General features: G+C 69.8%; 28 protein-coding genes, 1 tRNA gene and 1 riboswitch. Of the genes, 19 read left to right on the forward strand and 10 right to left on the reverse strand.

The window, feature by feature from the left end; genetic code table 11:
* Nucleotides 1-42: 42 nt before the first annotated feature.
* The gene (locus OG357_RS24610; protein ID WP_329623212.1) at nucleotides 43-1,563 is read left to right on the forward strand and encodes an RDD family protein; all 1,521 of its coding nucleotides are present in this window, start codon (nucleotides 43-45) and stop codon (nucleotides 1,561-1,563) included.
* A 115-nt stretch (nucleotides 1,564-1,678) separates the two neighbouring features.
* Nucleotides 1,679-2,410, forward strand: coding sequence for an RDD family protein (locus OG357_RS24615; RefSeq protein ID WP_329623213.1), 732 nt, complete (start codon nucleotides 1,679-1,681; stop codon nucleotides 2,408-2,410).
* Between the two features lie 19 nt (nucleotides 2,411-2,429).
* Here OG357_RS24615 and OG357_RS24620 read toward each other — a convergent pair whose 3' ends face one another.
* A complete protein-coding gene (locus OG357_RS24620) occupies nucleotides 2,430-2,744 on the reverse strand; it encodes a hypothetical protein (RefSeq protein WP_329623214.1) in 315 nt (104 codons plus the stop codon).
* A 327-nt stretch (nucleotides 2,745-3,071) separates the two neighbouring features.
* Between OG357_RS24620 and OG357_RS24625 the strand changes: the two genes are divergently transcribed.
* Both OG357_RS24625 and OG357_RS24630 read left to right on the forward strand, forming a co-directional pair.
* Nucleotides 3,072-5,507, forward strand: a complete 2,436-nt coding sequence (locus OG357_RS24625; RefSeq protein ID WP_329623215.1) for an immune inhibitor A domain-containing protein — start codon at nucleotides 3,072-3,074, stop codon at nucleotides 5,505-5,507.
* 122 nt (nucleotides 5,508-5,629) lie between these two features.
* Nucleotides 5,630-5,941, forward strand: a complete 312-nt coding sequence (locus tag OG357_RS24630) for a hypothetical protein (protein WP_024756391.1) — start codon at nucleotides 5,630-5,632, stop codon at nucleotides 5,939-5,941.
* Between the two features lie 13 nt (nucleotides 5,942-5,954).
* Here the strand turns inward: OG357_RS24630 and OG357_RS24635 are convergent, their stop codons facing one another.
* Both OG357_RS24635 and OG357_RS24640 read right to left on the reverse strand, forming a co-directional pair.
* Nucleotides 5,955-6,551: an isochorismatase family protein gene (locus OG357_RS24635; protein WP_329623216.1), complete on the reverse strand. Its 597-nt coding sequence runs from the start codon at nucleotides 6,549-6,551 to the stop codon at nucleotides 5,955-5,957.
* 88 nt (nucleotides 6,552-6,639) lie between these two features.
* Nucleotides 6,640-7,968, reverse strand: a complete 1,329-nt coding sequence (locus OG357_RS24640; RefSeq protein WP_329623217.1) for a nicotinate phosphoribosyltransferase — start codon at nucleotides 7,966-7,968, stop codon at nucleotides 6,640-6,642.
* A 100-nt stretch (nucleotides 7,969-8,068) separates the two neighbouring features.
* On the opposite strand from OG357_RS24640, the gene clpS reads away from it, so the two are divergent.
* The 10 genes from clpS (at nucleotide 8,069) to OG357_RS24690 (ending at nucleotide 15,730) form a co-directional block, all read left to right on the forward strand.
* Nucleotides 8,069-8,374 carry an ATP-dependent Clp protease adapter ClpS gene (gene clpS, locus OG357_RS24645; protein ID WP_024756388.1) on the forward strand — a complete coding sequence of 102 codons (306 nt, stop codon included), beginning with the start codon at nucleotides 8,069-8,071 and terminating at the stop codon, nucleotides 8,372-8,374.
* Nucleotides 8,374-8,955, forward strand: a complete 582-nt coding sequence (locus tag OG357_RS24650; protein WP_329623218.1) for a DUF2017 domain-containing protein — start codon at nucleotides 8,374-8,376, stop codon at nucleotides 8,953-8,955. The genes clpS and OG357_RS24650 overlap by 1 nt, the downstream gene beginning before the upstream one ends.
* Before the next feature lie 322 nt (nucleotides 8,956-9,277).
* A complete protein-coding gene (locus OG357_RS24655; protein ID WP_329623219.1) occupies nucleotides 9,278-10,714 on the forward strand; it encodes an amino acid permease in 1,437 nt (478 codons plus the stop codon).
* Between the two features lie 76 nt (nucleotides 10,715-10,790).
* A complete protein-coding gene (locus OG357_RS24660; protein WP_329623220.1) occupies nucleotides 10,791-11,237 on the forward strand; it encodes a M67 family metallopeptidase in 447 nt (148 codons plus the stop codon).
* Nucleotides 11,238-11,246: 9 nt separating this feature from the next.
* Nucleotides 11,247-11,363, forward strand: a riboswitch (cobalamin riboswitch).
* 39 nt (nucleotides 11,364-11,402) lie between these two features.
* Nucleotides 11,403-12,374, forward strand: coding sequence for an ABC transporter substrate-binding protein (locus OG357_RS24665; protein ID WP_329623221.1), 972 nt, complete (start codon nucleotides 11,403-11,405; stop codon nucleotides 12,372-12,374).
* A complete protein-coding gene (locus OG357_RS24670) occupies nucleotides 12,371-13,432 on the forward strand; it encodes a FecCD family ABC transporter permease (protein WP_329623222.1) in 1,062 nt (353 codons plus the stop codon). The genes OG357_RS24665 and OG357_RS24670 overlap by 4 nt, the downstream gene beginning before the upstream one ends.
* A gap of 16 nt (nucleotides 13,433-13,448) precedes the next feature.
* Nucleotides 13,449-14,234, forward strand: coding sequence for an ABC transporter ATP-binding protein (locus tag OG357_RS24675; RefSeq protein WP_329623223.1), 786 nt, complete (start codon nucleotides 13,449-13,451; stop codon nucleotides 14,232-14,234).
* 44 nt (nucleotides 14,235-14,278) lie between these two features.
* Nucleotides 14,279-14,395, forward strand: coding sequence for a putative leader peptide (locus OG357_RS24680; protein ID WP_329623224.1), 117 nt, complete (start codon nucleotides 14,279-14,281; stop codon nucleotides 14,393-14,395).
* Between the two features lie 100 nt (nucleotides 14,396-14,495).
* Nucleotides 14,496-14,774, forward strand: a complete 279-nt coding sequence (locus OG357_RS24685) for a MoaD/ThiS family protein (protein WP_329623225.1) — start codon at nucleotides 14,496-14,498, stop codon at nucleotides 14,772-14,774.
* Between the two features lie 5 nt (nucleotides 14,775-14,779).
* Nucleotides 14,780-15,730, forward strand: coding sequence for a PLP-dependent cysteine synthase family protein (locus tag OG357_RS24690; RefSeq protein ID WP_329623226.1), 951 nt, complete (start codon nucleotides 14,780-14,782; stop codon nucleotides 15,728-15,730).
* Between the two features lie 10 nt (nucleotides 15,731-15,740).
* On the opposite strand, the gene OG357_RS24695 is transcribed toward OG357_RS24690, so the two are convergent.
* Nucleotides 15,741-16,235, reverse strand: coding sequence for a type II toxin-antitoxin system PemK/MazF family toxin (locus tag OG357_RS24695; protein ID WP_329623227.1), 495 nt, complete (start codon nucleotides 16,233-16,235; stop codon nucleotides 15,741-15,743).
* Between the two features lie 203 nt (nucleotides 16,236-16,438).
* Here OG357_RS24695 and OG357_RS24700 point away from each other — a divergent pair, with 203 nt between their 5' ends.
* Complete coding sequence (locus OG357_RS24700; protein WP_329623228.1) at nucleotides 16,439-17,191, forward strand: MBL fold metallo-hydrolase; 753 nt, start codon at nucleotides 16,439-16,441, stop codon at nucleotides 17,189-17,191.
* A gap of 82 nt (nucleotides 17,192-17,273) precedes the next feature.
* Here the strand turns inward: OG357_RS24700 and OG357_RS24705 are convergent, their stop codons facing one another.
* Together OG357_RS24705 and OG357_RS24710 are read right to left on the reverse strand one after the other, a co-directional pair.
* Complete coding sequence (locus OG357_RS24705) at nucleotides 17,274-18,539, reverse strand: PTS transporter subunit EIIC (protein ID WP_329623229.1); 1,266 nt, start codon at nucleotides 18,537-18,539, stop codon at nucleotides 17,274-17,276.
* Nucleotides 18,540-18,826: 287 nt separating this feature from the next.
* Nucleotides 18,827-20,125 (reverse strand): PTS transporter subunit EIIC, encoded by a 1,299-nt coding sequence (locus OG357_RS24710; RefSeq protein ID WP_329623230.1) that lies wholly within the window; start codon nucleotides 20,123-20,125, stop codon nucleotides 18,827-18,829.
* Nucleotides 20,126-20,320: 195 nt separating this feature from the next.
* Between OG357_RS24710 and OG357_RS24715 the strand changes: the two genes are divergently transcribed.
* From OG357_RS24715 to rdgB, 4 genes are all read left to right on the forward strand, one after another.
* On the forward strand, nucleotides 20,321-20,593 hold the full coding sequence (locus OG357_RS24715) for a PTS glucose/sucrose transporter subunit IIB (RefSeq protein ID WP_329625685.1): 273 nt from the start codon (nucleotides 20,321-20,323) through the stop codon (nucleotides 20,591-20,593).
* A gap of 293 nt (nucleotides 20,594-20,886) precedes the next feature.
* Nucleotides 20,887-21,618, forward strand: coding sequence for a ribonuclease PH (gene rph, locus OG357_RS24720; protein ID WP_267043843.1), 732 nt, complete (start codon nucleotides 20,887-20,889; stop codon nucleotides 21,616-21,618).
* 90 nt (nucleotides 21,619-21,708) lie between these two features.
* The gene (locus OG357_RS24725; protein WP_329623231.1) at nucleotides 21,709-22,089 is read left to right on the forward strand and encodes a hypothetical protein; all 381 of its coding nucleotides are present in this window, start codon (nucleotides 21,709-21,711) and stop codon (nucleotides 22,087-22,089) included.
* A gap of 18 nt (nucleotides 22,090-22,107) precedes the next feature.
* Nucleotides 22,108-22,710: an RdgB/HAM1 family non-canonical purine NTP pyrophosphatase gene (gene rdgB / locus OG357_RS24730; RefSeq protein ID WP_329623232.1), complete on the forward strand. Its 603-nt coding sequence runs from the start codon at nucleotides 22,108-22,110 to the stop codon at nucleotides 22,708-22,710.
* Between the two features lie 58 nt (nucleotides 22,711-22,768).
* Here rdgB and OG357_RS24735 read toward each other — a convergent pair.
* The 4 genes from OG357_RS24735 to bcp form a co-directional block, all read right to left on the reverse strand.
* Nucleotides 22,769-22,855: transfer RNA gene (locus tag OG357_RS24735), tRNA-Leu, on the reverse strand.
* A 46-nt stretch (nucleotides 22,856-22,901) separates the two neighbouring features.
* Complete coding sequence (locus tag OG357_RS24740; protein WP_329623233.1) at nucleotides 22,902-23,570, reverse strand: HNH endonuclease; 669 nt, start codon at nucleotides 23,568-23,570, stop codon at nucleotides 22,902-22,904.
* A complete protein-coding gene (locus OG357_RS24745; protein WP_329623234.1) occupies nucleotides 23,567-24,208 on the reverse strand; it encodes an HNH endonuclease signature motif containing protein in 642 nt (213 codons plus the stop codon). The genes OG357_RS24740 and OG357_RS24745 overlap by 4 nt, the downstream gene beginning before the upstream one ends.
* Nucleotides 24,209-24,348: 140 nt before the next feature.
* Nucleotides 24,349-24,816 carry a thioredoxin-dependent thiol peroxidase gene (gene bcp, locus OG357_RS24750; RefSeq protein WP_329623235.1) on the reverse strand — a complete coding sequence of 156 codons (468 nt, stop codon included), beginning with the start codon at nucleotides 24,814-24,816 and terminating at the stop codon, nucleotides 24,349-24,351.
* Nucleotides 24,817-24,870 lie beyond the last annotated feature (54 nt).

Raw genomic sequence — 24,870 nt, forward strand, 5'->3', positions numbered from 1 at the left:
GCCGTGGGATCAAAGGCGTTGTGACTGAACGGAGTCGGGGCAGTGGCTACTCCTCCTGGAGGCGGCGGAGAGGTACCGCAGGCGGGGTACTACCCGGACCCGTCCATTCCCGGGTACATCCGGTACTGGAACGGGGGCGCCTGGGTGCCCGGTACGAGCCGGCCGGCGCCCAAGGACGGCGAGGGCGCACCGAACCCGCCGGCCGGGGCGATCCCCGCGGGTCCGATCCTGGCCTCCGGCCCGGCGCCCGCGCCGGTGATCGCGCACTACCCGGCGGCGGAGAACCCGGCGGCGGCGGAGAACCTCGCGCCGGCGCAGAGCCAGGCTCCCGCACCGAGCCCCGCACCGAGCGCGGCACCGGGCGCGGGCCGGCACGTGGCCCAGAACCAGGGCCACAGCCCGGCGCTGGCCGCTGCGCCCGTCCCGGCCGCCCTTCCCGCGGCCCCCGTACCGGCGGTCGAGGAGACGGGACCCGTCTTCTTCGACGACTTCGACGAGGCGCCGGTGACACCGGAGCCCTCCTCGGCCTGGCAGGCGGACACCGCCCGGCAGACCGGCTTCGGCGGCGAACGCGACCAGAGGGTCGCCTGGGGCGCCCCCCAGGACCAGCCGGAGGCCCAGGCCCCGGCCCACGCGCAGTCTCAGCCCCAGCGGAGGGCCCCCGTCGTCCCCGACCCGCGCACCCCGGCCGAGTGGCCCGTGGCGGGCGCGAACGAGCCCGTCGAGCCCCACGCGGCCGCCCCGGCACCCGCCCCGGCGGCGGACCCCCGGTCGACCGGGGGAGCCGCCCGCCTCGGCGGAATGCCGGTCACCCCGGCGCCCACGCCCGCGCCCTCTCCGGCGCCCGCGCCCGCGCCTGCCCCTGCCCCGGCACCTCGGCCGGCTCCCGAGCCCGCTGCCCAGGCCCCCGCCCCCGCCGCGCCCTCCTGGGCTCAGCAGCCGCAGCCCCAAGTCCAGCCCCAGCCCCGACCGCAACCCCAGCCCCAAGAACAACAACAGCAGCAGCAGGAGCAGCAGCCGGTCCTGCCGTGGAAGCCGCCGGTCGAGGACGTGTTCCAGCAGGCGGCCCGCGCCCAGGCCTCCGCCCGCCCCGCGGGTCTCGGCAGGCGCTTGCTGGCCCGGCTGATCGACACGATCGTCCTGGGCGCGCTCGTCGGCGCCGCGGCCGTCCCCTTCGTGACCGCCGCCCTCGACCACATCGACGGCAAGATCGAGGCGGCCAAGCAGTCCGGCACCACCGTCCAGGTCTGGCTCCTGGACTCGACCACGTCCGTGCAGTTCGGCATCGTGCTCGCCTCGCTGTTCGTGATCGGCATCCTGTACGAGGCGCTGCCCACCGCCAAGTGGGGGCGGACCCTGGGCAAGAAGCTGTGCGGACTCGAGGTGCGGGACATCGAGGCGCACCAGCCGCCGCGGTTCGGCGCGGCCCTGCGGCGCTGGCTCGTCTACAGCGTCCTCGGGCTCCTGGTCATCGGCGTCTTCAACGTCCTGTGGTGCCTCTTCGACCGCCCCTGGCGCCAGTGCTGGCACGACAAGGCGGCCCGCACCTTCGTCGCGCGGTAGGCAGGACGCGATCCGGGGACCGCGGTAGGCAGGACGGCGGCGCCCGTTCGGGGGCGGTCCCCCGAACGGGCGATGATTCCTTGCGGGGTGGTCGCCCCCGGGATGCACTGCCCCCATGAGCACCGACCAGCCGCCGCCCGGCCAGCCGCCCGAGGAGGACCCGTTCCTCAAGAGGCCGCAGGAGCCCACACCGCCCAACGCCGGCCAGCCGCCGCCCGACGGAACGCCCCCGCCGGAACCGCCTCCGGGCGGGCCCCCGCCCGGGAGCCCCTACGGGACCCCGCCCGGTTCCCCGTACGACAACATGCCGCCGCCCCCGCCTCCGTACGGGAGCGCTTACGGCGGTGGTTACGGCGGGACCGATCCGCTCTCCGGGATGCCGCCGCTCGCCGAGTCCGGCCGGCGCATCCTGGCCCGCGTGATCGACTGGTTCATCGTCGCGGTGCCGCTGGCGATCATCGGCATCCCGTTCGACATCTACAGTCGGGCGACCGAGAACGGCAACGACTTCGGCGACACGGTCAACAGTCTCAACGGCGGCAGCCAGCTGGTCTTCCAGCTCATCACGATCGTCGCGTACGTCGCCTACGACACGGTGATGGTGGCCAAGAACGGCCAGACGCTCGGCAAGAAGCTGCTGAAGCTCCGGGTCGCGATGCTCAACGACGGCTCGACGCCCCCGATGAGCCAGTCGCTGCTGAGGGCCGTCGTGCTGTGGCTGCCCGCGCTGATCTGCTGCGCCTGCCTGTGGCCGCTGCTCCTGCTGATCCTCATCCTGGTCGACAAGCCCTACAAGCAGGGTCTGCACGACAAGGCGGCGAAGACGGTGGTCGTCACCGCCTCCTAGAGCCTTACGGACCAGGGCCCTACGAACCGATCCGGGTATCGGCGCCCGCGCCCACGCGCGCGGCCGGTATCCGGATCTCTTCGTTCCCGGGAGCGGAGGCGGAAGGGACGGAGAGAGTGGGGGAATCCGCCGGAACCGGCGGCGCGGAGGCCTTGACGGACCTCGCCCGTACCGGCATCGTCACCGCAACGAGAAGGCCGAGCAGCAGGCCCGCGGCGCAGATCACCGCGATCCCGAGGGTCGTCGTCGTACGGGAGAGCAACAGCAGGGCGACGGTCGCGAGGGCGACGGTGGCCGAACCGTAGGCGAGCTGTGCGGCGTTCGGTCGCTGCATGACAGGTACCGCCCCCTCAGGACATCGGTTCGACTCTATGACGGTGGATGCCCGGAGGGAACCAGTAGTAAGCGTGACCTAACCCACCGTGCCGGTGCACGGGGGGCGCACGGAGTCACGCGACGCTCAACCATCGGCCGTGATGCGCCTGCTGGACGCCCGATTATCGGAAATCCGATCCCACATAGTGCAGTTGGTCTGTGCAAGTCAAGATCTGTCTTTTCTTGCGCCACTCCGGTCAAATGTCGTCACTTGTGACGCGCGACCCCGCTGGACGGACTCCCCACCTCAGTCCGGATGCGTGGGCGCCGGGGAGGACTACATCAAGTGACCAACAGACGACGGGCGATCAGAGCGTCCGCAGTCGTCGTGGCGCTCGCGGCCACCGCCGCCACCGCCTCGACCTTCTCCACCGCTTGGGCCGACAGCAACGGCGTGACGTCCGTCGACGTCCGCCACGACCCGGCGCCCGGCGCCGGGATCGACAAGACGGCCGTCGACCACGACCTCGAGGGGCCGTTCAGCGAGCAGCAGGCGCAGCAGCGCAAGGCCGCCCTGGAGCAGGTGCTGAGCGGCGAGGCCCAGGTCGAGCGCCGTGGCGGCTCCCAGGTGGTCAAGCTCGACAGCAAGAAGTACGTCGAGCTCGGCCGCGAGAAGACCGACAAGATCTTCACGATCCTCGTCGAGTTCGGCGACAAGGTGGACACCACCACCCTGGTCGACCGCGCCGACGACGACACGACCGAGCTGAAGCCGAAGTTCGGCGGCGAGCCCGGCCCGCTGCACAACCAGATAGCCGAGCCCGACCGTGCGAAGGACAACTCCACGGCCTGGCAGGCGGATTACAACCAGCAGCACTTCCAGGACCTGTACTTCGGCACCGGCAAGGACGCCAAGGGACAGCCCAAGCAGTCGCTGAAGACCTACATGGAGAAGACCTCCTCCGGCCGTTACTCGGTCGAGGGCGGCGTCTCCGACTGGGTCAAGGTCGAGTACAACGAGGCCCGTTACGGCTCGAACTACTGCGGCAACAGCAACTGCTCCAACGTCTGGGACGCGGTCCGCGACGGCGTCACCGCCTTCGTCGCCGACCAGAAGGCCAAGGGTCGTACCGACGCCCAGATCAAGGCCGACATGGCCGAGTACGACAAGTGGGACCGGTACGACTTCGACGCCGACGGCAACTTCAACGAGCCCGACGGCTACATCGACCACTTCCAGATCGTCCACGCGGGCGAGGACGAGTCGGCGGGCGGCGGCGCCCAGGGCGGCGACGCCCTGTGGGCCCACCGCTGGTACGCCTACGGCACCAACGCGGGCAAGACCGGCCCGGCGGACAACAAGGCCGGCGGCACGCAGATCGGCGACTCGGGCATCTGGGTCGGCGACTACACGATGCAGCCCGAGAACGGCGGCCTCGGCGTCTTCGCGCACGAGTACGGCCACGACCTCGGCCTCCCGGACCTGTACGACACCTCGGGCCTCAAGGGCGCCGAGAACTCGACCGGTTTCTGGTCGCTCATGTCGTCCGGTTCCTGGCTCGGCCGCGGCAAGGACGCCATCGGCGACCTGCCCGGCGACATGAACTCCTGGGACAAGCTCCAGCTCGGCTGGCTCAACTACACCAAGGTGAGCAACGAGCAGCGCGGGACGAAGTCCACCCACAAGCTGGGTGTGGCCGAGTACAACACCAAGAACCCGCAGGCTCTTGTCGTCGAGCTGCCGAAGAAGCAGGTCACCACCGATGTCGTCGCGCCCGCCGAGGGTGCCACGCAGTGGTGGAGCAACATGGGTGACGACCTCAAGAACACCCTGACCCGCTCCGTCGACCTCACGGGCAAGACGTCCGCCTCCCTGGAGCTCCAGGGCTGGTACGACATCGAGCTCGACTACGACTACCTCTACACCGAGGTGTCGACCGACGGCGGCGCCAACTGGACGGCCCTGGACGGCACCGCCGACGGCGTGGCCCTCCCGCGCGACGCGAGCGGCGCCCCGGCGCTGACCGACGTCTCGGAGAAGCACAAGAAGCTCGTCTACGGCCTCGACGCCTACGCGGGCAAGAAGGTCGACCTCCGCTTCCGCTACCAGACGGACGGCGGCGCGGGCGGCAAGGGCTTCACCGCCGACGCCATCACGCTGACCGCGGACGGTGCCACCCTCTTCTCGGACAACGCCGAGAACGGTGACAACGGCTGGGTGGCGAAGGGCTTCTCGCGCGTCGGCAAGGGCTTCACGAAGGAGTACGAGCAGTACTACATCGCGGAGAACCGCCAGTACGTCTCGTACGACCAGACCCTCAAGGTCGGCCCGTACAACTTCGGTTTCGCGGGTGAGAAGTCCAGCTGGGTCGAGCACTACCCGTACCAGAACGGCCTGCTCGTCTGGAAGTGGGACCTCTCCCAGAAGGACAACAACACGGCCGTCCACCCGGGCAAGGGCCTGATCCTTCCGGTCGACGCCCACGCCACCCCGCTGAAGTGGACCGACGGCACCCTGATGCGCAACCGCGTCCAGGCGTACGACTCCACCTTCGGCACCTACCGGACCGACGCCCTCAAGCTCCACAAGGCGGACGTCCCGGTGTGGGTCAAGTCGCAGCCGGGCAACCCGGTCTTCGACGACCGCAAGGGCACCTACTGGTACCAGGAGACCGAGCGGGCCGGTGTGCAGGTAACTGACACCAACACCAAGATCCAGGTCGTCAAGGAGCCGAAGAACGGCCAGACGATCACGGTCCAGGTGGGTCCGTCCACCAAGTAGTCGGTAAAACTGCAGGTCAAAGCGTGATCGGCCGTCGCCCCCTAGCGGGCGGCGGCCGATCGTGTTTAGGTGCGTCTGACGCAGTTCTTATTGACATCTGATCCACGGGGGAGTGGTTCCGCATGCCCAACGGAGGGTTCTGCAAGCTGCCGGGCGGCAGCGTGGTCGTCGCGATAGGGCTGCCCAGCCCGGCCCGCGACGGGGCCTCGGTCCGCTTCCTGGTCCACGCCGCCAACCGTGCCCGCGCCCTGACCCGGCTGCGGAACCTCGGCCTGCGCGCGGTCTACCTCCGCGGCAACAGCGAGCCGCCCACCCCGGACGAGATCACGGCCGTCCTGCACCACCCCGACGGCCTGCTCTGGAGATCCGCGCCCGGCGCCGCCCAGGAACTCTGGCACCCGGTCCGCACGCTCCCGAAGGAGCCCGCGGCGTAGAGCACCGCCCCCGTCACACCACCGGCTCGCCCGTCAGCTGGACCCCGGCCGCCCGGAGCTCCTTCAGGGCCTTCGCTGTCGTCGCCTTCGCGACCCCGGCCGTCAGCTCCAGCAGCACATGGGTCCGGAAACCCTCCCGCGCCGCGTCCAGGGCCGTCGCCCGGACGCAGTGGTCGGTGGCGATGCCCACCACGTCGACCTCGGTGACGTCCCGCTCCCGCAGCCACTCCGCGAGCGTCCGCCCGTTCTCGTCAAGACCCTCGAAGCCGCTGTACGCCGCGTCGTAGGCGCCCTTGTCGAAGACCGAGTCGATCGCCCCGCTGGCGACGGCGGGCGCGAAGTTCGGGTGGAAGCCGACGCCCTCCGTGCCGGCCACGCAGTGCACGGGCCAGGAGGTGACGTAGTCCGGCTCCTCGCCCTCCGGCGCGAAGTGCGCGCCCGGGTCGACGTGGTGGTCACGGGTGGCGACGACGTACCGGTAGGACGAGCCCGCCGTCTGGCCGACCAGGTCGGTGATCGCGGCGGCGACGTCCGCGCCGCCCGTCACCGCGAGGCTGCCGCCCTCGCAGAAGTCGTTCTGAACGTCCACAACGATCAATGCGCGGTGCATGGCGGGTGTCCTTAGCGCGTCGGATAGGGGTGGGATCGAGCCTAGAGACTTCCCCCTCCCCAGGGGAGGGGCAAGCCTCCAGGCGTTCCTAGACGTACTCCGTCGGCAGCACCGGCTCGCCGCGCGAGAGCTGGATCGCCGACATCGGCAGTCCGGCGCGGGCCTCGATGTGCCGGGACCTGGCGGCCTCCAGCGGCTCCCGGGCCACCACCTCGCCGCCCTTGACCAGCTCGACCAGGAGCTGGTGGTCGACGAGCTCCGGCGGGACCGGTCCCGTGCCCACGACCTCCGTCTCGGCGACGCCGTACGCGTCGGGCCGCCGGGCCGCCCACTTGCGCCCGCCGACCGAGGCCTTGCCGCCCACCGACTTCTTCGCGACCGGCACCAGGGGCGCCTTGGGGTCGGCCGAGCGGGCCCGGGCGACCAGCTTGTAGACCATGGAGCAGGTCGGGTGGCCGCTGCCGGTGACCAGCTGCGTGCCCACCCCGTACGCGTCGACCGGCGCCGCCGCGAGCGAGGCGATGGCGTACTCGTCGAGGTCCGAGGTGACGACGATCTTCGTGTTCCGCGCGCCCAGCTCGTCGAGCTGCGCCCGCACCCGGTGTGCGACGAGCAGCAGGTCGCCCGAGTCGATGCGGACGGCGCCGAGCTCGGGCCCCGCCACCTCGACGGCGGTACGGACGGCCTCGGTCACGTCGTACGTGTCGACGAGCAGGGTCGTACCCCGTCCGAGGGTCTCGACCTGGGCCTGGAAGGCGTCCCGTTCGCTGTCGTGGAGGAGGGTGAAGGCGTGGGCGGAGGTGCCGACGGTCGGGATGCCGTAGCGGAAGCCGGCCGCGAGGTCCGAGGTGGCCTCGAAGCCGCCGACGTACGCGGCGCGGGAGGCGGCGACGGCGGCCAGCTCGTGGGTGCGCCGGGCACCCATCTCGATCAGGCGGCGCCCGGCGGCCGCGGCCGACATGCGGGAGGCGGCGGCCGCGATCGCCGAGTCGTGGTTGAGGATCGAGAGGATCACGGTCTCCAGGAGCACGCACTCGGCGAAGGAGCCCTCGACCCGCAGGACGGGCGAGCCGGGGAAGTACACCTCGCCCTCCGGGTAGCCCCAGATGTCGCCGGAGAAGCGGTATCCGGCCAGCCACTCCAGGGTCGGCTCGTCGACGATGCCGTGCTCGCGCAGGAAGCCCAGGACGGCGGGGTCGAAGCGGAAGTTCTCGACGGCGTCCAGGACCCGGCCGACGCCCGCGAGGACGCCGTAGCGGCGCCCCTCGGGCAGCCGCCGGGTGAAGACCTCGAAGACCGAGTGCCGGTCGGCGGTGCCGGCCCGCAGGGCGGCCTGGAGCATGGTCAGTTCGTACTGATCGGTGAAGAGCGCGGTCGACGGCACGTCCACCGGCAGCCCAAGGTCCGCAGCGTTCATGTCAGCGATGCTAGCGCAGAAATCGTCAGAGTGACGAATAGGGGGCGGTGTGGGTGCCCCGTTTGTGCGATGGGCCCCCCGGAGTGGCAGCATGGGGTGAGTGAGCGTCGCGCCTATTGAGATCGAACGTACGGAATCGGCCGAGGAGGTCTCCGCGGTCGTCGAACCGGACGTGCCCTGGGTGACCCTCGTGCACAACGATCCGGTCAACCTGATGAGCTATGTGACCTACGTCTTCCAGTCGTACTTCGGTTACTCCAAAGGCAAGGCGCACAAGCTGATGCTCGACGTGCACGAGAAGGGGAAGGCGGTCGTCTCCGCCGGTACCCGCGAGGAGATGGAGCGGGACGTGCAGGCGATGCACGGCTACGGCCTCTGGGCGACCCTCTCCCAGGACCGCTTCTGATGGCCGGGCGTTTCGAGAACCTGCCCGGTGGCGGCGCGGCCGTCGCGCTCGACGACGTCGAGATCTCCATCCTCCGCTCCCTCGCCGTCCAGCTGATGGAGCTGATCGGCCCCGGCGACGAGCCCGCGGCCGACGCCGACCCGCTGGCGGCGCTCTTCGCCGAGGGCCCCAGCGAGCCCCCGTCCGACCCCGCGCTCCGGCGCCTCTTCCCCGACGCGTACGGGGACGAGAGCGAGGACCTGCGGGCGTCCGCCGCCGACTTCCGCCGCTACACCGAGAACGACCTGCGGGCCCGCAAGCGCGAGGACGCCCTCGTGGTCGTACGCGCGCTGGACTCCCTCGCCGGCGAATCGGCGGGCGAGGGCGGGGCCGTCCTGAAGCTGACCCAGGACGAGTCCCGGGCCTGGCTCGGCGCGCTCAACGACCTCCGGCTGACCATCGGGACCCGCCTGGAGGTCAAGGACGAGGAGAGCGAGCAGCTGTACCGGCTGCCGGACTCCGACCCGCGCAAGCCGATGGTGATGGCGTACCTCTGGCTGGGCGCGCTCCAGGAGTCCCTCGTCGAGACCCTGATGCCGTAGCGCCACCGCAGCGCTGCGCGGTGTTCGCTCAGCGGACGCTCAAATCCGGATAACGAATGCGTTATCAAGGTGCCCACCCTTGCTCCGTTGAGTCCTCTTTGTCCGTCTTTTTGTGTGGTTTGCGCCACATGCGCCCCCGTCGATCACCCCTCGCGCCGTGATAAATCTTCACGACCACTCGGGACGCCACCCATGTTCCCGAGGGCGCTTCGGCCGGCTGACCGCCGGTGGCACTCCATTCCACATCCGGGGGGATCAGGACCTGATCCGCAGCAGACTCACTCGAAGTCGCGCGGATCAGCATGGAGAAAGGCGCACCACCATGACCTCAGTGCAGGTCGACAAGCAGCACGACGGCAATGAGGCCGAGGACTCCGCGTCGGGCGAGGGTTACCACCGGGCACTCGGCGCCCGTCAGATCCAGATGATCGCGATCGGCGGCGCCATCGGCACCGGTCTGTTCCTCGGCGCGGGCAAGGGCATCTCCATCGCGGGACCGAGCCTGATCCTCGCGTACGCCGTCGCGGGCCTCGTCATCTTCTTCATCATGCGGGCGCTCGGCGAGCTCCTCATGTACCGCCCGGTGTCGGGCTCCTTCTCCGAGTACGCTCGCGAGTTCATCGGCCCGTTCGCGGGCTTCGCGACCGGCTGGACGTACTGGCTCTTCTGGGTCGTCACCGGCATCACCGAGGTCACCGCCGCCGCCACCTACATGACGTACTGGTGGGACATCCCGCAGTGGATCTCGGCGCTCGTCTTCACCGTCATCCTCTACGGCGCCAACCTGATCTCCGTGAAGCTCTTCGGTGAGCTGGAGTTCTGGTTCTCCATGGTCAAGGTCACCGCGATCATCGGCATGATCCTGATCTGCGCCGGCATCCTCACCCTCGGCTTCTCCGACGCCGGCGACACCGCCTCCGTCACCCACCTCTGGGACCTCGGCGGCTTCTTCGCCGGCAAGGACGGCATCTTCTCGACCCTCATGACCCTCCAGATGGTCATGTTCGCGTTCCTCGCGGTCGAGCTGGTCGGCGTCACCGCCGGAGAGTCCAAGGACCCGAAGACGGTCCTGCCGAAGGCCATCAACACCGTGCCGTGGCGCATCGCCGTCTTCTACGTCGGCGCGCTGATCATGATCCTGTCGGTCGTCCCGTGGACCGAGTTCAAGCCGGGCGTCAGCCCGTTCGTCGCCGCCTTCGAGAAGATGGGCCTCGGCGTCGGCGCCGCCATCGTCAACTTCGTCGTGCTGACCGCGGCCCTCTCCTCCTGCAACTCGGGCATGTACTCCACCGGCCGCATGCTGCGCGACCTCGCGCTCAACGGCCAGGGCCCGAAGGCCTTCACCAAGCTGACCAAGTCCGGCACTCCGCTGATCGGCACCACGGTCTCGGCCGCGCTGATGATGGTCGGCGTCTGGATCAACTACCAGTGGCCCGGCGAGGCGTTCAACTACGTCGTCTCCTTCGCCACCATCTCCGGCATGTGGGCCTGGATCGTCATCCTGATCTGCCAGATCCGCTACCGCCTCAAGGCCGACCGGGGTGAGGTGCCGCAGTCGTCGTTCAAGGCGCCCGGCGGCATCTGGCTCAGTGTCTTCTCGCTCGCCTTCATCGCCATGGTCGTCGTGACCATGGCCATGGACGCGGGCAACCGGGTCGCGCTCTACGGCGCGCCGGTCTGGGGCCTGATCCTCGCCGTCTCGTACCTGGTCCTCAAGGCCCGCAACCCCGAGGGCGCGGCCTTCGCCAAGCGCTCCTGACAGGCTTCTGTCCAGCATCCGGGCCGTCCCGTACCACTCCTCGGTACGGGACGGCCCGTCTGCTTATCCTGTCGGCATGCTGACCATCACCCGGGCCCTGTACGACCAGATCGTGGAACACTCCCGCGCGGACCACCCCGACGAGGCCTGCGGCGTGGTCGCGGGCCCGGAGGGCAGCGGCCGCCCCGAGCGCTTCATCCCCATGCTGAACGCCGCCCGCTCGCCCACCTTCTACGAGTTCGACTCCGCGGACCTGCTCAAGCTCTACCGCGACATGGACGACCGGGACGAGGAGCCCGTCGTCGTCTACCACTCGCACACCGCCACCGAGGCCTACCCGTCCCGCACGGACATCTCGTACGCGAACGAGCCGCAGGCCCACTACGTCCTCGTCTCCACCGCCGACACCGACGGCGCCGGCCCCTTCCAGTTCCGCTCCTTCACCATCGTCGAGGGCGTCGTGACCGAGGAAGAGGTCAAGGTCGTCGAGGCCTACCAGGCCGAGGCGGACGGGCCCGGGTGAGACACTGACCCGGACCAACGGGCGGCAGGACCCAGGAAACCGGTACGAATCCGGTGCGGTCCCGCCACTGTGACCGGCGCCTTCGGGCGCCGGGAGCCAGGAACTGACCTGCCGCCTCTCACCACCGATCGGGGACGTGGAAATCCCCGGAGGAGGCATTCCGTCGTGACCCGGCCCCGCCGTGCCCTGCTGCCCGCGCTCGCTCTCGTCCCGCTCCTCGCCGCCTGCTCGGCCCCCGCGGAGCAGACCCCCTCGGCGAAGCCCGCACCCGGATTCCCGTACACCGTCGACAACTGCGGCGTGAAGGCCACCTACAAGGCCCCGCCGAAGCGCGTCGTCACCATGAACCAGCACGTCACCGAGGTGATGCTCGCCCTCGGCCTGGAGAAGTCGCTCGTCGGCACCGCCTACCTCGACGACGCGGTCCTCCCCGCGTACAAGAAGGCCTACGACACCGTCCCCGTCGTCGCCAAGGAGTACCCCTCCAAGGAGGCCCTCCTCGCCGCGAACCCCGACTTCGTGTACGGCGGTTACGCCTCCGCCTTCGACGCCAAGGACGGCCGCAGCCGCGACGACCTCAAGCGCTCCGGCATCGCCACCCGCCTCAACACCGAGTACTGCCCGTCCGGTTCGCCCTCGGTCGACGACCTCTACCGCGAAGTCCGCGAGGTCGGCCGGACCTTCGGCGTCCCCGACCGGGCCGAGACCTGGATCCGCGAGGCCCGCACGACCGTCACCGCCACGGAGAAGCGCCTCAAGGGCACCCCGCCGGTCTCCGTCTTCGTCTACGACAGCGGCGACAAGACCGCGTTCACGGCGGGCGGCAAGGGCATCGGCAACGACCTCATCACCCGGGCCGGCGGCCGGAACGTCTTCGCCGACCTCGACAAGGCCTTCGGCGACGCCACCTGGGAACAGGTCGTCGACCGCAAGCCCGACGTCATCGTCATCTACGACTACGGCTCCATCACCGTCGAACAGAAGAAGAAGCGGCTCCTCGACGACCCGGCGCTGAAGGACGTCCCCGCGGTCAAGAACCGCCGGTTCGCCGTCATGCCCCTCTCCGACACCGTCCTCGGCGTCCGGGTCCCCGCCGCCGTCGACAAGCTCGCCGCCCAGCTCCACCCGGCCCGGTGACCGCGGTCCTCGACCGGGCCAAGGCGACGGCCGCGCCGGCCTCCGGGACGTCGCGGTACGTCCTCGTCGTCGCCGGACTCGCCCTCGCCCTGGCCCTCGCGGGGATCGCCTCCCTCGCCCTCGGCTCCGTCCGCATCCCGCCCGGCCAGGTGCTCGACGCCCTGACCGGGCAGGCGGGCCCCTCCCCGTACCGCACGATCGTGCTCGACGTCCGGCTGCCCCGGGTCCTGCTCGGCGTGGTCGTCGGCGCCGGGCTCGCCGTCGTCGGCGCCGTCCTCCAGGCCCTCGTCAACAACCGGCTCGCCGACCCCTTCCTCCTCGGAATCTCCTCCGGCGCCTCCGCCGGAGCCGTCCTCGTCCTGGTCCTGGGCATCGGGGGAGGGGTGACCACCACCATCGCCCTGCCCGGCGGGGCCTTCGCCGGCGCCCTCCTCGCCCTCGTCCTCGTCTACGGGCTCGCGCGCCGCGGCGGGACCATGACCGGCGCCCGGCTCGTCCTCGCCGGAGTCGCCGTCTCGTACATCCTCTCCGCCCTCACGACCCTGATCCTGGCCGCCGCCGGCCGTCCCGAGCACTTCCGTGAGGCGCTGTACTGGTCCCTCGGCGGCCTCGGCAGCGCCCGCTGGGACACCCTCGTCCTGCCCACCGCCGTCCTGGCCCTCGGCATCGGCCTCCTGCTCACCCTCTCCCGCCCGCTCGACCTGCTCCTCGTCGGCGAGGAGGGCGCCACCGTCCTCGGCCTCGACACCGCCCGCTTCCGCGCCACCGTCTTCGTCCTCGTCTCCCTCGTCACCGCCGTCATGGTCGCGGCCAGCGGAGCCGTCGGCTTCATCGGACTCATGGCCCCGCACGCCGCCCGGCTCGCCGTCGGCGCCCCGCACCGCCGCCTCCTGCCCGTCGCCGCGCTCGGCGGTGCGGTCGCCCTGGTCCTCGCCGACCTCGGCGCCCGGACCGTCACCGCGCCCCAGGACCTCCCCGTCGGCGTCCTCACCGCGCTCATCGGCGGCCCGCTCTTCCTCTGGCTGATGCGCCGACGCCCCGAAGGAGCACCCCTGTGACCGAAGGAGCACTCCGATGACCGAACTGCGGCTCCACGGACTCTCGTACGGGCAACGCCTCCGCTCCGCCGACCTCACCGTCCGCCCCGGCGAGACCGTCGGCCTCATCGGCCCCAATGGCAGCGGCAAGACCACCCTTCTGCGCTGCGTGTACGGGACCCTCGTCCCCACCGCCGGCCGCGCCACGCTCGACGGCGACGACCTCCACGCCCTCGGCCCCAAGGCCCGCGCCCGCCGCGTCGCCACCGTCCCGCAGGACAGCGCCACCGAGTTCGAACTCACCGTCCGCGAACTGGTCGCCCTCGGCCGCTCCCCGCACAAACGGTTCTGGGAAGGCGACACCGGCGCCGACCGCGAGAGCGCCGACGCCGCCCTCGCCCGCGTCGGCCTCACCGAGCTCGCCGACCGCGCGTTCCCCACCCTCTCCGGCGGCGAACGCCAGCGCGCCCTGGTCGCCCGCGCCCTCGTCCAGGACCCGGCCCTCCTCGTCCTCGACGAGCCCACCAACCACCTGGACATCCGCCACCAGCTCGACATCCTGCGCCTCGTCCGCACCCTGGGCACCACCAACCTGCTCGCCCTGCACGACCTCAACCTCGCGGGGGCGTACTGCGACCGCCTCTACGTCCTGGTGGAGGGCCGGGTCGTCACCGGAGGCACCCCCGAAGAGATCCTCACCCCCGCGCTCCTCGCCGCCGTCTACGGGGTGGACGCCGAGGTCATCCCGCACCCGAGGACCGGCAGCCCGACCGTCCTCTACCTGCACAGTCCGGTAGGCGGTCAGAAACTGACCACCATGTGAGATCACATTCCGGAACCCGGACCGGGAATCGATACGATGAGCCCATGGTTTCCCACGACGTGAGCGAAGAGACTCCGGGCACACCCCTGCTCGTGGCACGCCTGCACGTCGACCTGTGCCGCCTCTCCAGCGCGATGTGTACGTCCCGCGCTGCGCTCTGAGCGACCCCACGCGACATCGAGCGCACTCCCGTACGACCCCCCTCCGCGCGGGGGCCCCCGCCACGCGCCGATCACGCCACTTCCGACAGGAGCCCACGCCATGGCCATCGAGGTCCGCATCCCGACCATCCTCCGCACCTACACCGACGGCGAGAAGGCCGTCCAGGGCAGCGGCGACACCCTCGCCCACCTCTTCGCCGACCTGGAGTCCCGCCACACCGGCATCGAGGCCCGCATCGTCGACGGCGACAAGCTCCGCCGCTTCGTCAACGTCTACCTGAACGACGAGGACGTCCGCTTCCTCGACGGCATCGACACCAAGCTCACCGACGGCGACAGCGTCACGATCCTGCCGGCCGTCGCCGGCGGCATGGTCTGATCCACATGCGCTACGACTCCTCGCTGGCGGCGGTCGGCAACACGCCGCTCGTCCGCCTCCCCCGGCTCTCGCCCTCGGACACCGTCCGCATCTGGGCGAAGCTGGAGGACCGCAACCCGACCGGCTCGGTCAAGGACCGCCCCGCGCTCCACATGATCGAGCAGGCGGAGAAGGACGGCCGGCTCACGCCCGGCTGCACCATCCTGGAGCCGACCAGCGGCAACACCGGCATCTCCCTCGCCATGGCCGCCAAGCTCAAGGGCTACCGCATCGTCTGCGTCATGCCCGAGAACACCAGCGAGGAGCGGCGCCAGCTGCTCGCCATGTGGGGCGCGGAGATCGTCTCGTCCCCCGCGGCGGGCGGATCGAACACGGCCGTACGCGTCGCCAAGGAGATCGCCGCCGAGAACCCGTCCTGGGTGATGCTGTACCAGTACGGCAACCCGGACAACGCGGGCGCCCACTACGCCACCACGGGCCCCGAGATCCTCGCCGACCTCCCCTCGATCACCCACTTCGTCGCCGGCCTCGGCACGACGGGGACGCTCATGGGCGTCGGCCGCTACCTGCGCGAGCACAAGCCCGACGTCAAGATCGTCGCCGCCGAACCGCGCTACGACGACCTCGTCTACGGCCTGCGCAACCTCGACGAGGGCTTCGTACCCGAGCTGTACGACGCCTCCGTCCTCACCACCCGCTTCTCCGTCGGCTCCGCCGACGCGGTCACCCGCACCCGCGAACTCCTCCAGCAGGAGGGCATCTTCGCGGGCGTCTCCACGGGCGCCGCCCTGCACGCGGCCATCGGCGTCGGCAACAAGGCGGTCAAGGCCGGCGAGAGCGCCGACATCGCCTTCGTCGTCGCCGACGGCGGCTGGAAGTACCTGTCGACCGGCCTCTACACGGCCGCGACGACCGAAGAGGCGATCAAGACGGTCCAGGGCCAGCTCTGGGCGTAAGTACGGTCCCTCACCGCGCGAGATGGCGGACCTGGTCCCACACGACCGGGTCCGCCGTTCCCGCTCTCCGGCGGAAGTCCGCCATCGGAACGTCCCGCAGCTCGTCCGTCTCCAGGAAGCTCGGCCGCCCCTGAGCGTCGCCCACCGCCCCCGGCGGCAGCGCGATCACGCCCGGCCGCTCGTCGTGGTACTTGCTGGTGATCTTGGCGACGAGCGCACTGTCACCCCGCAGCACGAGCACCAGACACGGCCGGTCCTTCGAACCGGGCCCGTCCTCGAAGGGCACGTCCGCCCACCAGATCTCCCCCGCCCGCGGCAGCCGCGACGGAGCCTTGGCCTTCGGCCCCGCAGGCCGACCGGGCGGCCGGGTCCGCTCCGCGGGCCTCCGGCCCGAAGGCCTCCGACCCGAGGGCCTTCCCGACGAACTCTTCCGCCCACCGGCGACCACCACGACCAGCGCGATCACCACGACCGCGGCCAGCGCGGGCCACCATGACGTGTCCATACCTCAAGACGGTACCGGCGCGCGCCCCACTCCGCCGTGGCGCCCCGCCATCCATCCGAACCGGTGACAGAGCCCGTGAGTTCGCCCACAACGGGCCGCCACGAAGGAGCGACAGGCCCACGTGCGCCTTACGCTCGACAGACCGCACAGCCTCCCCCTCCCTCAGCGCGCTTTCCGCACCCGTCCACGGAGGTTCACGCTCCATGAAGCTCACCGTCGTCGGTTGCTCCGGGTCGTTCCCGTCCGCGGATTCGGCCTGTTCGAGCTACCTCGTCGAGGCCGACGGCTTCCGGTTGCTCCTCGACATGGGCAACGGCGCCCTCGGCGAGCTGCAACGACACATCGGTCTGTACGACCTCGACGCGATCTTCCTCAGCCATCTGCACGCGGACCACTGCATCGACATGTGCGGGTACTTCGTCGCCCGCTACTACCGGCACGAGGGCGGGCGCTGCGACGCGATCCCCGTCTACGCACCGGAGGGCGCCGAGCAGCGGCTGACCACGGCGTACGACGACACCCCCTCGCCCACCGCGATGAGCGAGGTCTTCGACTTCCGCACGCTGAAGTCGGCCGCCTTCGAGATCGGCCCCTTCACCGTCCGCACGGAGAAGGTGTGCCACCCGGTCGAGGCGTACGGCATCCGCATCGAGCACGGCGGCCGTTCGCTCACGTACTCCGGCGACACCGGGGTCTGCGACGCGCTGCACAAGCTCGCCGAGGGCACCGACCTCTTCCTGTGCGAGGCCTCCTTCACCCACGGCAAGGAGGACATCCCGGCCCTCCACCTCAACGGCCGCGAGGCCGGGGCGCAGGCGACCCGGGCCGGTGTCGGCCGGCTGGTGCTCACCCACATCCCCCCGTGGACGGACGGCGAGCAGAACCTGGCGGACGCGCGCGAGGTCTACAAGGGCCCGTCGGAGCTGGCGCGCCCGGGCGCGGTCTACGCGATCTGACACCTCTGTACTCCCTCTGTACCTACGGGGAAGGCCCCGGAACCTGTCGGTTCCGGGGCCTTCCCTTTGGTACGGGTGAGGATCACGCCTTGGTGAGGTCCTCGATCTCCTCCTCGGGCTCGCGGCCCGGGGTCATGATGTTGAACTTGGTGATCGCGAAGCGGAAGACCACGTAGTAGATCGCCGCGAAGGCGAGTCCGATCGGGATGATCAGCCACGGCTTGGACGCGTACGTCCAGTTCAGGAAGTAGTCCAGGGCACCGGCGGAGAAGGTGAAGCCGTGGTGCACGCCGAGGGCCGAGGTGATGACCATCGAGGCGGCGGTGAGCACCGCGTGGATCACGTACAGCAGGGGCGCCAGGAACATGAACGCGAACTCGATGGGCTCGGTGATGCCCGTGACGAACGAGGTCAGGGCGAGCGAGAACATCATGCCGCCGACGACCTTGCGGCGCTCGGGGCGGGCGCAGTGGGTGATCGCCAGGGCGACGGCCGGCAGCGCGAACATCATGATCGGGAAGAAGCCGGACATGAACTGACCGGCGGACGGGTCACCGTGGAAGAAGCGCGGCAGGTCGCCGTGCCAGACGGCACCGGTGGAGTCGGTGAAGGAGCCGATCTCCTGCCAGGCGACGGTGTTCACGAACTGGTGCATGCCGACCGGGAGCAGACCACGGTTGATCGCGCCGAAGACGCCGGAGCCGAGAGCGCCGAGGCCGGTCATCCAGTTGCCGAAGTCGGTGATGACGCCACCGATGGGCTCCCAGAGGAGACCGAAGACGACACCCATGATGGTGCCGACGAAGGCCATGATGATCGGGACGAGACGGCGGCCGTTGAAGAAGCCGAGCCAGTCGACCAGCTTGGTGCGGTGGTACCGCTGCCAGATCACACCGGCGAGCAGACCCATGATGATGCCGCCGAAGACCTTGGGGTCGTTGTACGTCGCGGCGACGTCGACACCCTTGTTCGCGGTCGTGTTGACGACGGCCTCGGCGGTCGGGAACGCGGTCAGCACGTTCTTGTAGACCAGGAAGCCGACCAGCGCGGCGAGCGCGGTCGAGCCGTCGGCCTTCTTCGCGAAGCCGATCGCGATGCCGACGCAGAACAGCAGCGGCATGTTGGCGAAGACCGCGTCACCGGCCGTGGCGAAGACAGAGGCGACCTTGTCCCAGCCGAGACCTTCGGCGCCGAACACGTCGGGCTGGCCGAGACGGAGCAAGATACCCGCGGCCGGCAGAACGGCGATCGGCAGCTGCAGGCTGCGACCGACCTTCTGCAGGCCCTGGAACAGGCCGGATCCGCGCTTCTTCGCGGGAGCGGCGGCCTGGGCGGTGGCCGTACTCATCAACTTCCTCCAGTAAGGCAAGGCGCCGCCAGGGACAGTGAACACGGGGGGAGGCGACGTCTCGTGGAACGCGGTGGTCTGGACCGCGTGGTCTACACCAATCAGTGGTGTAGACCAGTTTTAGCACGTGAGACTTAGATAAGGAACCTGCGAATTTTGTGTGCTCAGCCATAGCCGGAAATGCACGACATAAGGCCCCCGAACCGTCAGGTCCAGGGGCCTTTTGTGGGCCTTACAAGGGGGACGAAAGCCCTGAATCGTTCAGCCTCTGCAGGGTGACCGCAGCGCTACTTGACGTTCTCCCGCTCCATCTCGTCCCCGACCTCGTCCGGCTCACGGCCGGGCGTCTGGAGGTTGAACTTGGTGATCGCGAACCGGAAGATCGCGTAGTACACGACCGCGAAGGCGAGACCGATCGGAATGATCAGCCACGGCTTCGTCGCGAGGCCCCAGTTGATCACGTAGTCGATCAGACCTGCCGAGAAGCTGAAGCCGTCCTTCACGCCGAACGCCCACGTCACCGCCATCGAGACACCCGTCAGCACCGCGTGGATCGCGTACAGCACCGGCGCGATGAAGAGGAACGAGTACTCGATCGGTTCGGTGATGCCGGTGACGAACGAGGTCAGCGCGACCGACAGCATCATGCCGCCGACCTCCTTGCGCCGGTGCGGCTTGGCGCAGTGGGTGATCGCCAGCGCGGCCGCCGGAAGCGCGAACATCATGATCGGGAAGAAGCCCGTCAGGAACTGGCCGGCGTTCGGGTCGCCCGCCAGGAACATGGGGATGTCGCCGTGGACCACCGTGCCGTCCGGCTTCTCGTACGTGCCGAACTGGAACCAGATGGGCACGTTCAGGAACTGGTGCAGGCCGATGACGAGCAGCGCCCGGTTCGCCAGACCGAAGATGCCCGAACCCCACGAGCCGAGTCCGACCAGCCAGTCGCTGAAGTTCTCCAGACCCTCACCGATCGGCGGCCAGACCCACAGGCACAGCGAGGCGAACGCGATCGCCACGAACGTCATGATGATCGGCACGAGACGGCGGCCGTTGAAGAAGCCCAGCCAGTCGACCAGCTTCGTCCGGTGGTACCGCTGCCACAGGTACGCGGTGAGCAGGCCCACGACGATGCCGCCGAAGACGCCGGGGTTCTGGTACGTGTAGGCCGCGAAGGCCTCCCCGGGCGCCAGGCAGCCGCCGCCGATGTCCCTCGTACCCGTGGGGCAGTCCTTCGGGAACTGACGCAGGACCGTGTAGTAGACGAGGAAGCCGACGACGGCCGCGAGCGCGGTCGAGCCGTCCGACTTCTTCGCCATGCCGATCGCGACACCGACGCAGAACAGCATCGGCAGACCGAGGTTGCCGTCGAGCAGGGCGCCGCCCGCGCCCGCCATCACCGCGGCGACCTTGTCCCAGCCGAGACCCTCCGCACCGAAGACGTCCGGCTGGCCGAGCCGGTTGATGATGCCCGCCGCCGGCAGCACCGCGATGGGGAGCTGAAGGCTGCGCCCCATCTTCTGCAGCCCCTGGAAGAGCCCGCCCCACAGGGACTTCTGCGGCCGCGCCGCGGCGCTGTCCGTACTCATCGGCGTCCTCCCTGCCCGGATCAAGCCGGGTCCGCGTCTCGTGCACACTGGTGTAGACCAGTTGCGATAGGCTCCGGGAGCCCGCTGAGGACAGGCCGCCGGTGATCGTCATCATTCGGCAGAACGGCGGCACTCGCTCGCGAAGTTGGGCCAACCGTGGGTTACCGTGACAAAGCGGACCACAGGTGCGCCGAGATTCGCGCTCGCGCGAACGGAACGGACAGGGAGAAACACATGGCCACCAAGGCTGAGAAGATCGTCGCCGGGCTCGGCGGCATCGACAACATCGAAGAGGTCGAGGGCTGCATCACCCGGCTGCGCACCGAGGTCGTCAACCCCGCGCTCGTCGACGAGGCCGCGCTCAAGGCCGCCGGCGCCCACGGCGTCGTGAAGATGGGCAGCGCCATCCAGGTCGTCATCGGCACCGACGCGGACCCGATCGCCGCGGAGATCGAAGACCTGATGTGAGACCTGGTGCGAGCGACCGACTCGCACCGACAGGGGCCCGTTCCGGCAGGGGAACGGGCCCTTCGTCATGGACGGACCCTTGGGGCCTGTCCGGCGGATCATGGCCGGGGCCGCGGCGTCTGGCACGGCACCTCGCCGCGTTGCCGAAACGCCCGAATAGCTCCGCTATTAGTGCGCTCCGGCGCCTTGCGATGCACCGCACCAGACGCCGCGACCTATCCGACCCTGATCCGCCGGACAGGCCCTAGTCACGGGAGAACAGGCACTCCCTCATGTCCCGATACCCTCGACCCATGTCTCGTATCGACGGCCGTACCCCCGAACAGCTCCGCCCCGTCACCATCGAACGCGGATGGAGCAAGCACGCCGAGGGCTCCGTCCTCATCTCCTTCGGCGACACCAAGGTCTTCTGCACCGCCTCCGTCACCGAAGGCGTCCCGCGCTGGCGCAAGGGCAGCGGCGAAGGCTGGGTCACCGGCGAGTACTCGATGCTGCCCCGGGCCACCAACACCCGCGGCGACCGCGAGTCCGTCCGCGGCAAGATCGGCGGCCGCACGCACGAGATCTCCCGCCTCATCGGCCGCTCGCTGCGCGCCGTCATCGACTACAAGGCCCTCGGCGAGAACACCGTCGTCCTCGACTGCGACGTCCTCCAGGCCGACGGCGGCACCCGCACCGCCGCCATCACCGGCGCGTACGTCGCCCTCGCCGACGCCGTCGCCTGGGCCCAGGGCAAGAAGCTCGTCAAGGCCGGCCGCCAGCCCCTCGTCGGCACCGTCGGAGCCGTCTCCGTCGGCATCGTCGACGGCGTCCCCCTCCTCGACCTCTGCTACGAGGAGGATGTCCGCGCCGACACCGACATGAACGTCGTCTGCACCGGCGACGGCCGCTTCGTCGAGGTCCAGGGCACCGCCGAGGCCGAGCCCTTCGACCGCAAGGAGCTCAACGCGCTCCTCGACCTCGCCTCCGGCGGCTGCGCCGAACTGGCAGAGATCCAGCGCAAGGCGCTCGAAGGAACCCTCTGACCCCTCGCTGCGTCATGACGGGCGGACGTACGGATAGGCTCCGTGCGCCCGCCCGTCCGTCTGTCCGTCTGCTCGTATTTAGGGGATGCCTTGAAGCGCCGACTCGCACTCGCCGTGGCCACGGCCGCCGCGCTCACCACCGTCCTGAGCGGCTGCGGAGCCCTCGACACCGCCATGGACTGCGTCAAGACCGCCGACGCGATAGCCACGTCGGTCGACAAGCTCCAGCAGGCCGTCTCCAACGCCTCGAACGACCCGACGCAGATCGAGGAGTCCCTGAACTCGATCAACACCGAGCTCGGCAACCTCAAGGACACCACGGACAATGCCGACCTCGCGAAGGCGGTGGACGACCTCACGAAGGGCGTCGAGTCCGTCCGTACGGCGGTGAAGAACGGCGACACCACGCCGGACATCCAGCCGATCACGGACGGGGCCGCCGAAGTAGCGAAGGTCTGCACCCCCGGCTGACCCGGGATAATCCATGGCATGACCCGTCTGATCCTCGCCACCCGCAACGCGGGCAAGATCACCGAACTCCACGCGATCCTCGCCGACGCGGGCCTCGACCTCGAACTCGTCGGCGCGGACGCGTACCCCGACGTGCCCGACGTCAAGGAAACCGGCGTCACCTTCGCCGAGAACGCGCTCCTCAAGGCCCACGCCCTGGCCCAGGCCACCGGCCTCCCGGCCGTCGCCGACGACTCCGGCCTGTGCGTCGACGTCCTGAACGGCGCCCCCGGCATCTTCTCGGCCCGCTGGTCCGGCACCCACGGCAACGACCGGGCGAACCTGGACCTCCTCCTGGCCCAGCTCGCCGACATCGCGGAGGAGCACCGAGGCGCCCACTTCGCCTGCGCGGCGGCCCTGGCCCTCCCGGACGGCACGGAACGCGTGGTCGAGGGCCGGATGCGGGGCACTCTCCGCCACACCCCGGTCGGCACGAACGGCTTCGGCTACGACCCGATCCTCCAGCCGGAGGGCCACGAGGTGACCTGCGCGCAGCTGTCCCCGGCGGAGAAGAACGCCATCAGCCACCGAGGCAAGGCGTTCCGTGCGCTGGTCCCGGTGGTGCGGGAGCTGCTGGGCTGAGGGGGTACGGCGAGGCCCGGTTCGCTTGTGATTCGAACCGGGCCTTCGATTGCTAGGTTGGTGCGGCCGGTGGGATTCGAACCCACACAGGATTTCTCCCAGATGCCCCTAAAACACCCGCCGATACCGATTTGGCTACGGCCGCCTGTCTGTCATGGTAGCGGGCGTGCGGCTGCTGCGTTCTGGGTGTGCTAACTCCCGGCCGACCGCTTGCCTCCTCGACACCAGGTGTTCGTGGTCGCATGGCAGTTGGGGCAGAGAAGCCGCAGGTTCTCGATTCGGTCGTCGCCCCAGTCCCCGTTGATGTGGTCGACCTCCAGAGTCATGGGCTTGCCGAGCCACTTGGTGCCGACGCCGCAGTCGGCGCACTCCTCGGGGACGCCGGACTCGTGGAGCGCTCGCCGGAGCAGGTGACTTCTGGTCCGGCGCCCCCGGTCGTGGCGCACAAGAATGTCCTCGGGTGGCCTGACCGTAGTGGGCCCCTGCTTTCCCCGCTGGTGTGCCTGCCCCAGGAAGTGGGACGTACTGAGACCGTCCTCCTCGGCCCATTGCTGGAACAGCGTGCGCATCTGTCCCGTGCAGGGCCTGCCCAGGATGCGGAGGGCGCCGGCCGCGGAGATGGCCTGGTCGACGGCTTGCCTCAACTCGCCCGGCGCTGGGCGAGGAGGCTGTCCGCCGCGCCGCTTCCGGTGGATGAGGTGCGAGACGTCGATTCCGTAGTGATCGAAGCGCTTCAGCAGGTAGCGGCGGAGGTTGCCGTACGGCGGCGAGTCGAAGAAAGCGACGACCTCGTCCATGTTCGAGCATCGCGCGGCGGCTTCGGTCAATCGCTCGCGGGTGTATCGCGGGCCGCTGGTCACGAGGGCCGCCTCCTGCCGCGCCCCCGGTAGTTGTCGGTTGCCGAGTGGCAGTTGGGGCAGAGAAACCGCAGGTTCTCGATCCGGTTGTTGCGCCAGTCGCCGTCGATGTGGTCGACCTCCAGAGGGAGCGGTCGGCCGCGCCATACAGCCCCTGTGTCACACGTTGCGCACTCCTTATGTACCCCCGACTCCGTCATCGCCCAGGCGATCCGGTCGCTCGGGACTCGTCGGGTCTGCGGGCCGGTCTGCTCGATGAGCAGAGCCTCGACGGTCCGGGGGCGCCAGGGCTTTCCCCGCCGGGACGGTGCATGGAAGTGCGAGGTGTCGATGCCGTACGCCTTGATCCGCCGGCTGATGTGGGTGTGCTGCCCGCCGACGACCTCCACTCCGAGTCGTCGCAGCACCTCGCACATGTTCGTCGAGGCGGCTACGGCCTCCGCCAGGACTTCACGGGCCCAGCGGGTCCCCTCCCGCTCGAAGTGCGAGATGTCCACCCCCAGCTTCCGCATCCGCTCCCGTACGTACCGTCGCGTCGGGCTCTTCGGATCCACCTCCAGTCGCTCCAGCGCCTCCGTCAGCGTCCGTGCTCCCCGTGCCGCCGCTTCGAGTCGTTCCTGCGTGTACGCGCTCGTCCCCATCGGGCCCCCTCCGATCCGGCCACCCGTTCGTGGCCTCGTACGGGCTAACGAGTCGAATATCGGACGGTCACACCCGAAATGCGGAACGGCCCGCGCCGCTTCAGTCAGCGGTGCGGGCCGTTCTCGGCGGAGGGCTGGGCTCAGATGCCCAGGTCCCTGATGATCTTGGCTACGTGGCCCGTCGCCTTCACGTTGTAGAAGGCGTGTTCGACGTTGCCGTCCTCGTCGACGACGATCGTCGAGCGGATCACGCCCGTCACCGTCTTGCCGTAGAGCTTCTTCTCGCCGAAGGCGCCGTACGCCTCCAGGGTCGTCTTCTCCGGGTCGCCGACCAGCGTGACCTTCAGGTTCTCCTTCTCGCGGAACTTCGCCAGCTTCTCCGGCTTGTCGGGGGAGACGCCGATGACGTCGTAGCCCGCGCCCGTCAGCAGGTCCAGGTTGTCGGTGAAGTCGCAGGCCTGCTTCGTGCAGCCGGGGGTGAGGGCCGCCGGGTAGAAGTAGACGATGACCTTGCGGCCCTTGTGCTCCGCGAGGGAGACCTCGTTGCCGTCCGCGTCGGGCAGGGTGAAGGCGGGGGCGGTGTCGCCGGGCTGCAGTCGCTCGCTCATGGCTCTCCTCGGGGGTGTTCGCGTACGCCTCCAGAGCCTAATGGGGGTCGGCTA

Origin of the sequence: Streptomyces sp. NBC_01255 (genome assembly GCF_036226445.1) — a bacterium.
Taxonomy (GTDB): Bacteria; Actinomycetota; Actinomycetes; order Streptomycetales; family Streptomycetaceae; genus Streptomyces.

What these genes read in the sequence shown, in the direction of transcription:
- OG357_RS24640 (WP_329623217.1), bottom strand. Translation starts at nt 7,968, where the DNA reads ATGAACGCTGCGGACCTTGGGCTGCCGGTGGACGTGCCGTCGACCGCG.
- OG357_RS24745 (WP_329623234.1), bottom strand. Translation starts at nt 24,208, where the DNA reads ATGGGGACGAGCGCGTACACGCAGGAACGACTCGAAGCGGCGGCACGG.
- OG357_RS24695 (WP_329623227.1), bottom strand. Translation starts at nt 16,235, where the DNA reads ATGGACACGTCATGGTGGCCCGCGCTGGCCGCGGTCGTGGTGATCGCG.
- bcp (WP_329623235.1), bottom strand. Translation starts at nt 24,816, where the DNA reads ATGAGCGAGCGACTGCAGCCCGGCGACACCGCCCCCGCCTTCACCCTG.
- OG357_RS24705 (WP_329623229.1), bottom strand. Translation starts at nt 18,539, where the DNA reads ATGAGTACGGCCACCGCCCAGGCCGCCGCTCCCGCGAAGAAGCGCGGA.
- rph (WP_267043843.1), top strand. Translation starts at nt 20,887, where the DNA reads ATGTCTCGTATCGACGGCCGTACCCCCGAACAGCTCCGCCCCGTCACC.
- OG357_RS24690 (WP_329623226.1), top strand. Translation starts at nt 14,780, where the DNA reads ATGCGCTACGACTCCTCGCTGGCGGCGGTCGGCAACACGCCGCTCGTC.
- OG357_RS24620 (WP_329623214.1), bottom strand. Translation starts at nt 2,744, where the DNA reads ATGCAGCGACCGAACGCCGCACAGCTCGCCTACGGTTCGGCCACCGTC.
- OG357_RS24660 (WP_329623220.1), top strand. Translation starts at nt 10,791, where the DNA reads ATGCTGACCATCACCCGGGCCCTGTACGACCAGATCGTGGAACACTCC.
- rdgB (WP_329623232.1), top strand. Translation starts at nt 22,108, where the DNA reads ATGACCCGTCTGATCCTCGCCACCCGCAACGCGGGCAAGATCACCGAA.
- OG357_RS24675 (WP_329623223.1), top strand. Translation starts at nt 13,449, where the DNA reads ATGACCGAACTGCGGCTCCACGGACTCTCGTACGGGCAACGCCTCCGC.
- OG357_RS24700 (WP_329623228.1), top strand. Translation starts at nt 16,439, where the DNA reads ATGAAGCTCACCGTCGTCGGTTGCTCCGGGTCGTTCCCGTCCGCGGAT.
- OG357_RS24615 (WP_329623213.1), top strand. Translation starts at nt 1,679, where the DNA reads ATGAGCACCGACCAGCCGCCGCCCGGCCAGCCGCCCGAGGAGGACCCG.
- OG357_RS24655 (WP_329623219.1), top strand. Translation starts at nt 9,278, where the DNA reads ATGACCTCAGTGCAGGTCGACAAGCAGCACGACGGCAATGAGGCCGAG.
- OG357_RS24680 (WP_329623224.1), top strand. Translation starts at nt 14,279, where the DNA reads ATGGTTTCCCACGACGTGAGCGAAGAGACTCCGGGCACACCCCTGCTC.
- OG357_RS24635 (WP_329623216.1), bottom strand. Translation starts at nt 6,551, where the DNA reads ATGCACCGCGCATTGATCGTTGTGGACGTTCAGAACGACTTCTGCGAG.
- OG357_RS24710 (WP_329623230.1), bottom strand. Translation starts at nt 20,125, where the DNA reads ATGAGTACGGACAGCGCCGCGGCGCGGCCGCAGAAGTCCCTGTGGGGC.
- OG357_RS24650 (WP_329623218.1), top strand. Translation starts at nt 8,374, where the DNA reads ATGGCCGGGCGTTTCGAGAACCTGCCCGGTGGCGGCGCGGCCGTCGCG.
- OG357_RS24630 (WP_024756391.1), top strand. Translation starts at nt 5,630, where the DNA reads ATGCCCAACGGAGGGTTCTGCAAGCTGCCGGGCGGCAGCGTGGTCGTC.
- OG357_RS24685 (WP_329623225.1), top strand. Translation starts at nt 14,496, where the DNA reads ATGGCCATCGAGGTCCGCATCCCGACCATCCTCCGCACCTACACCGAC.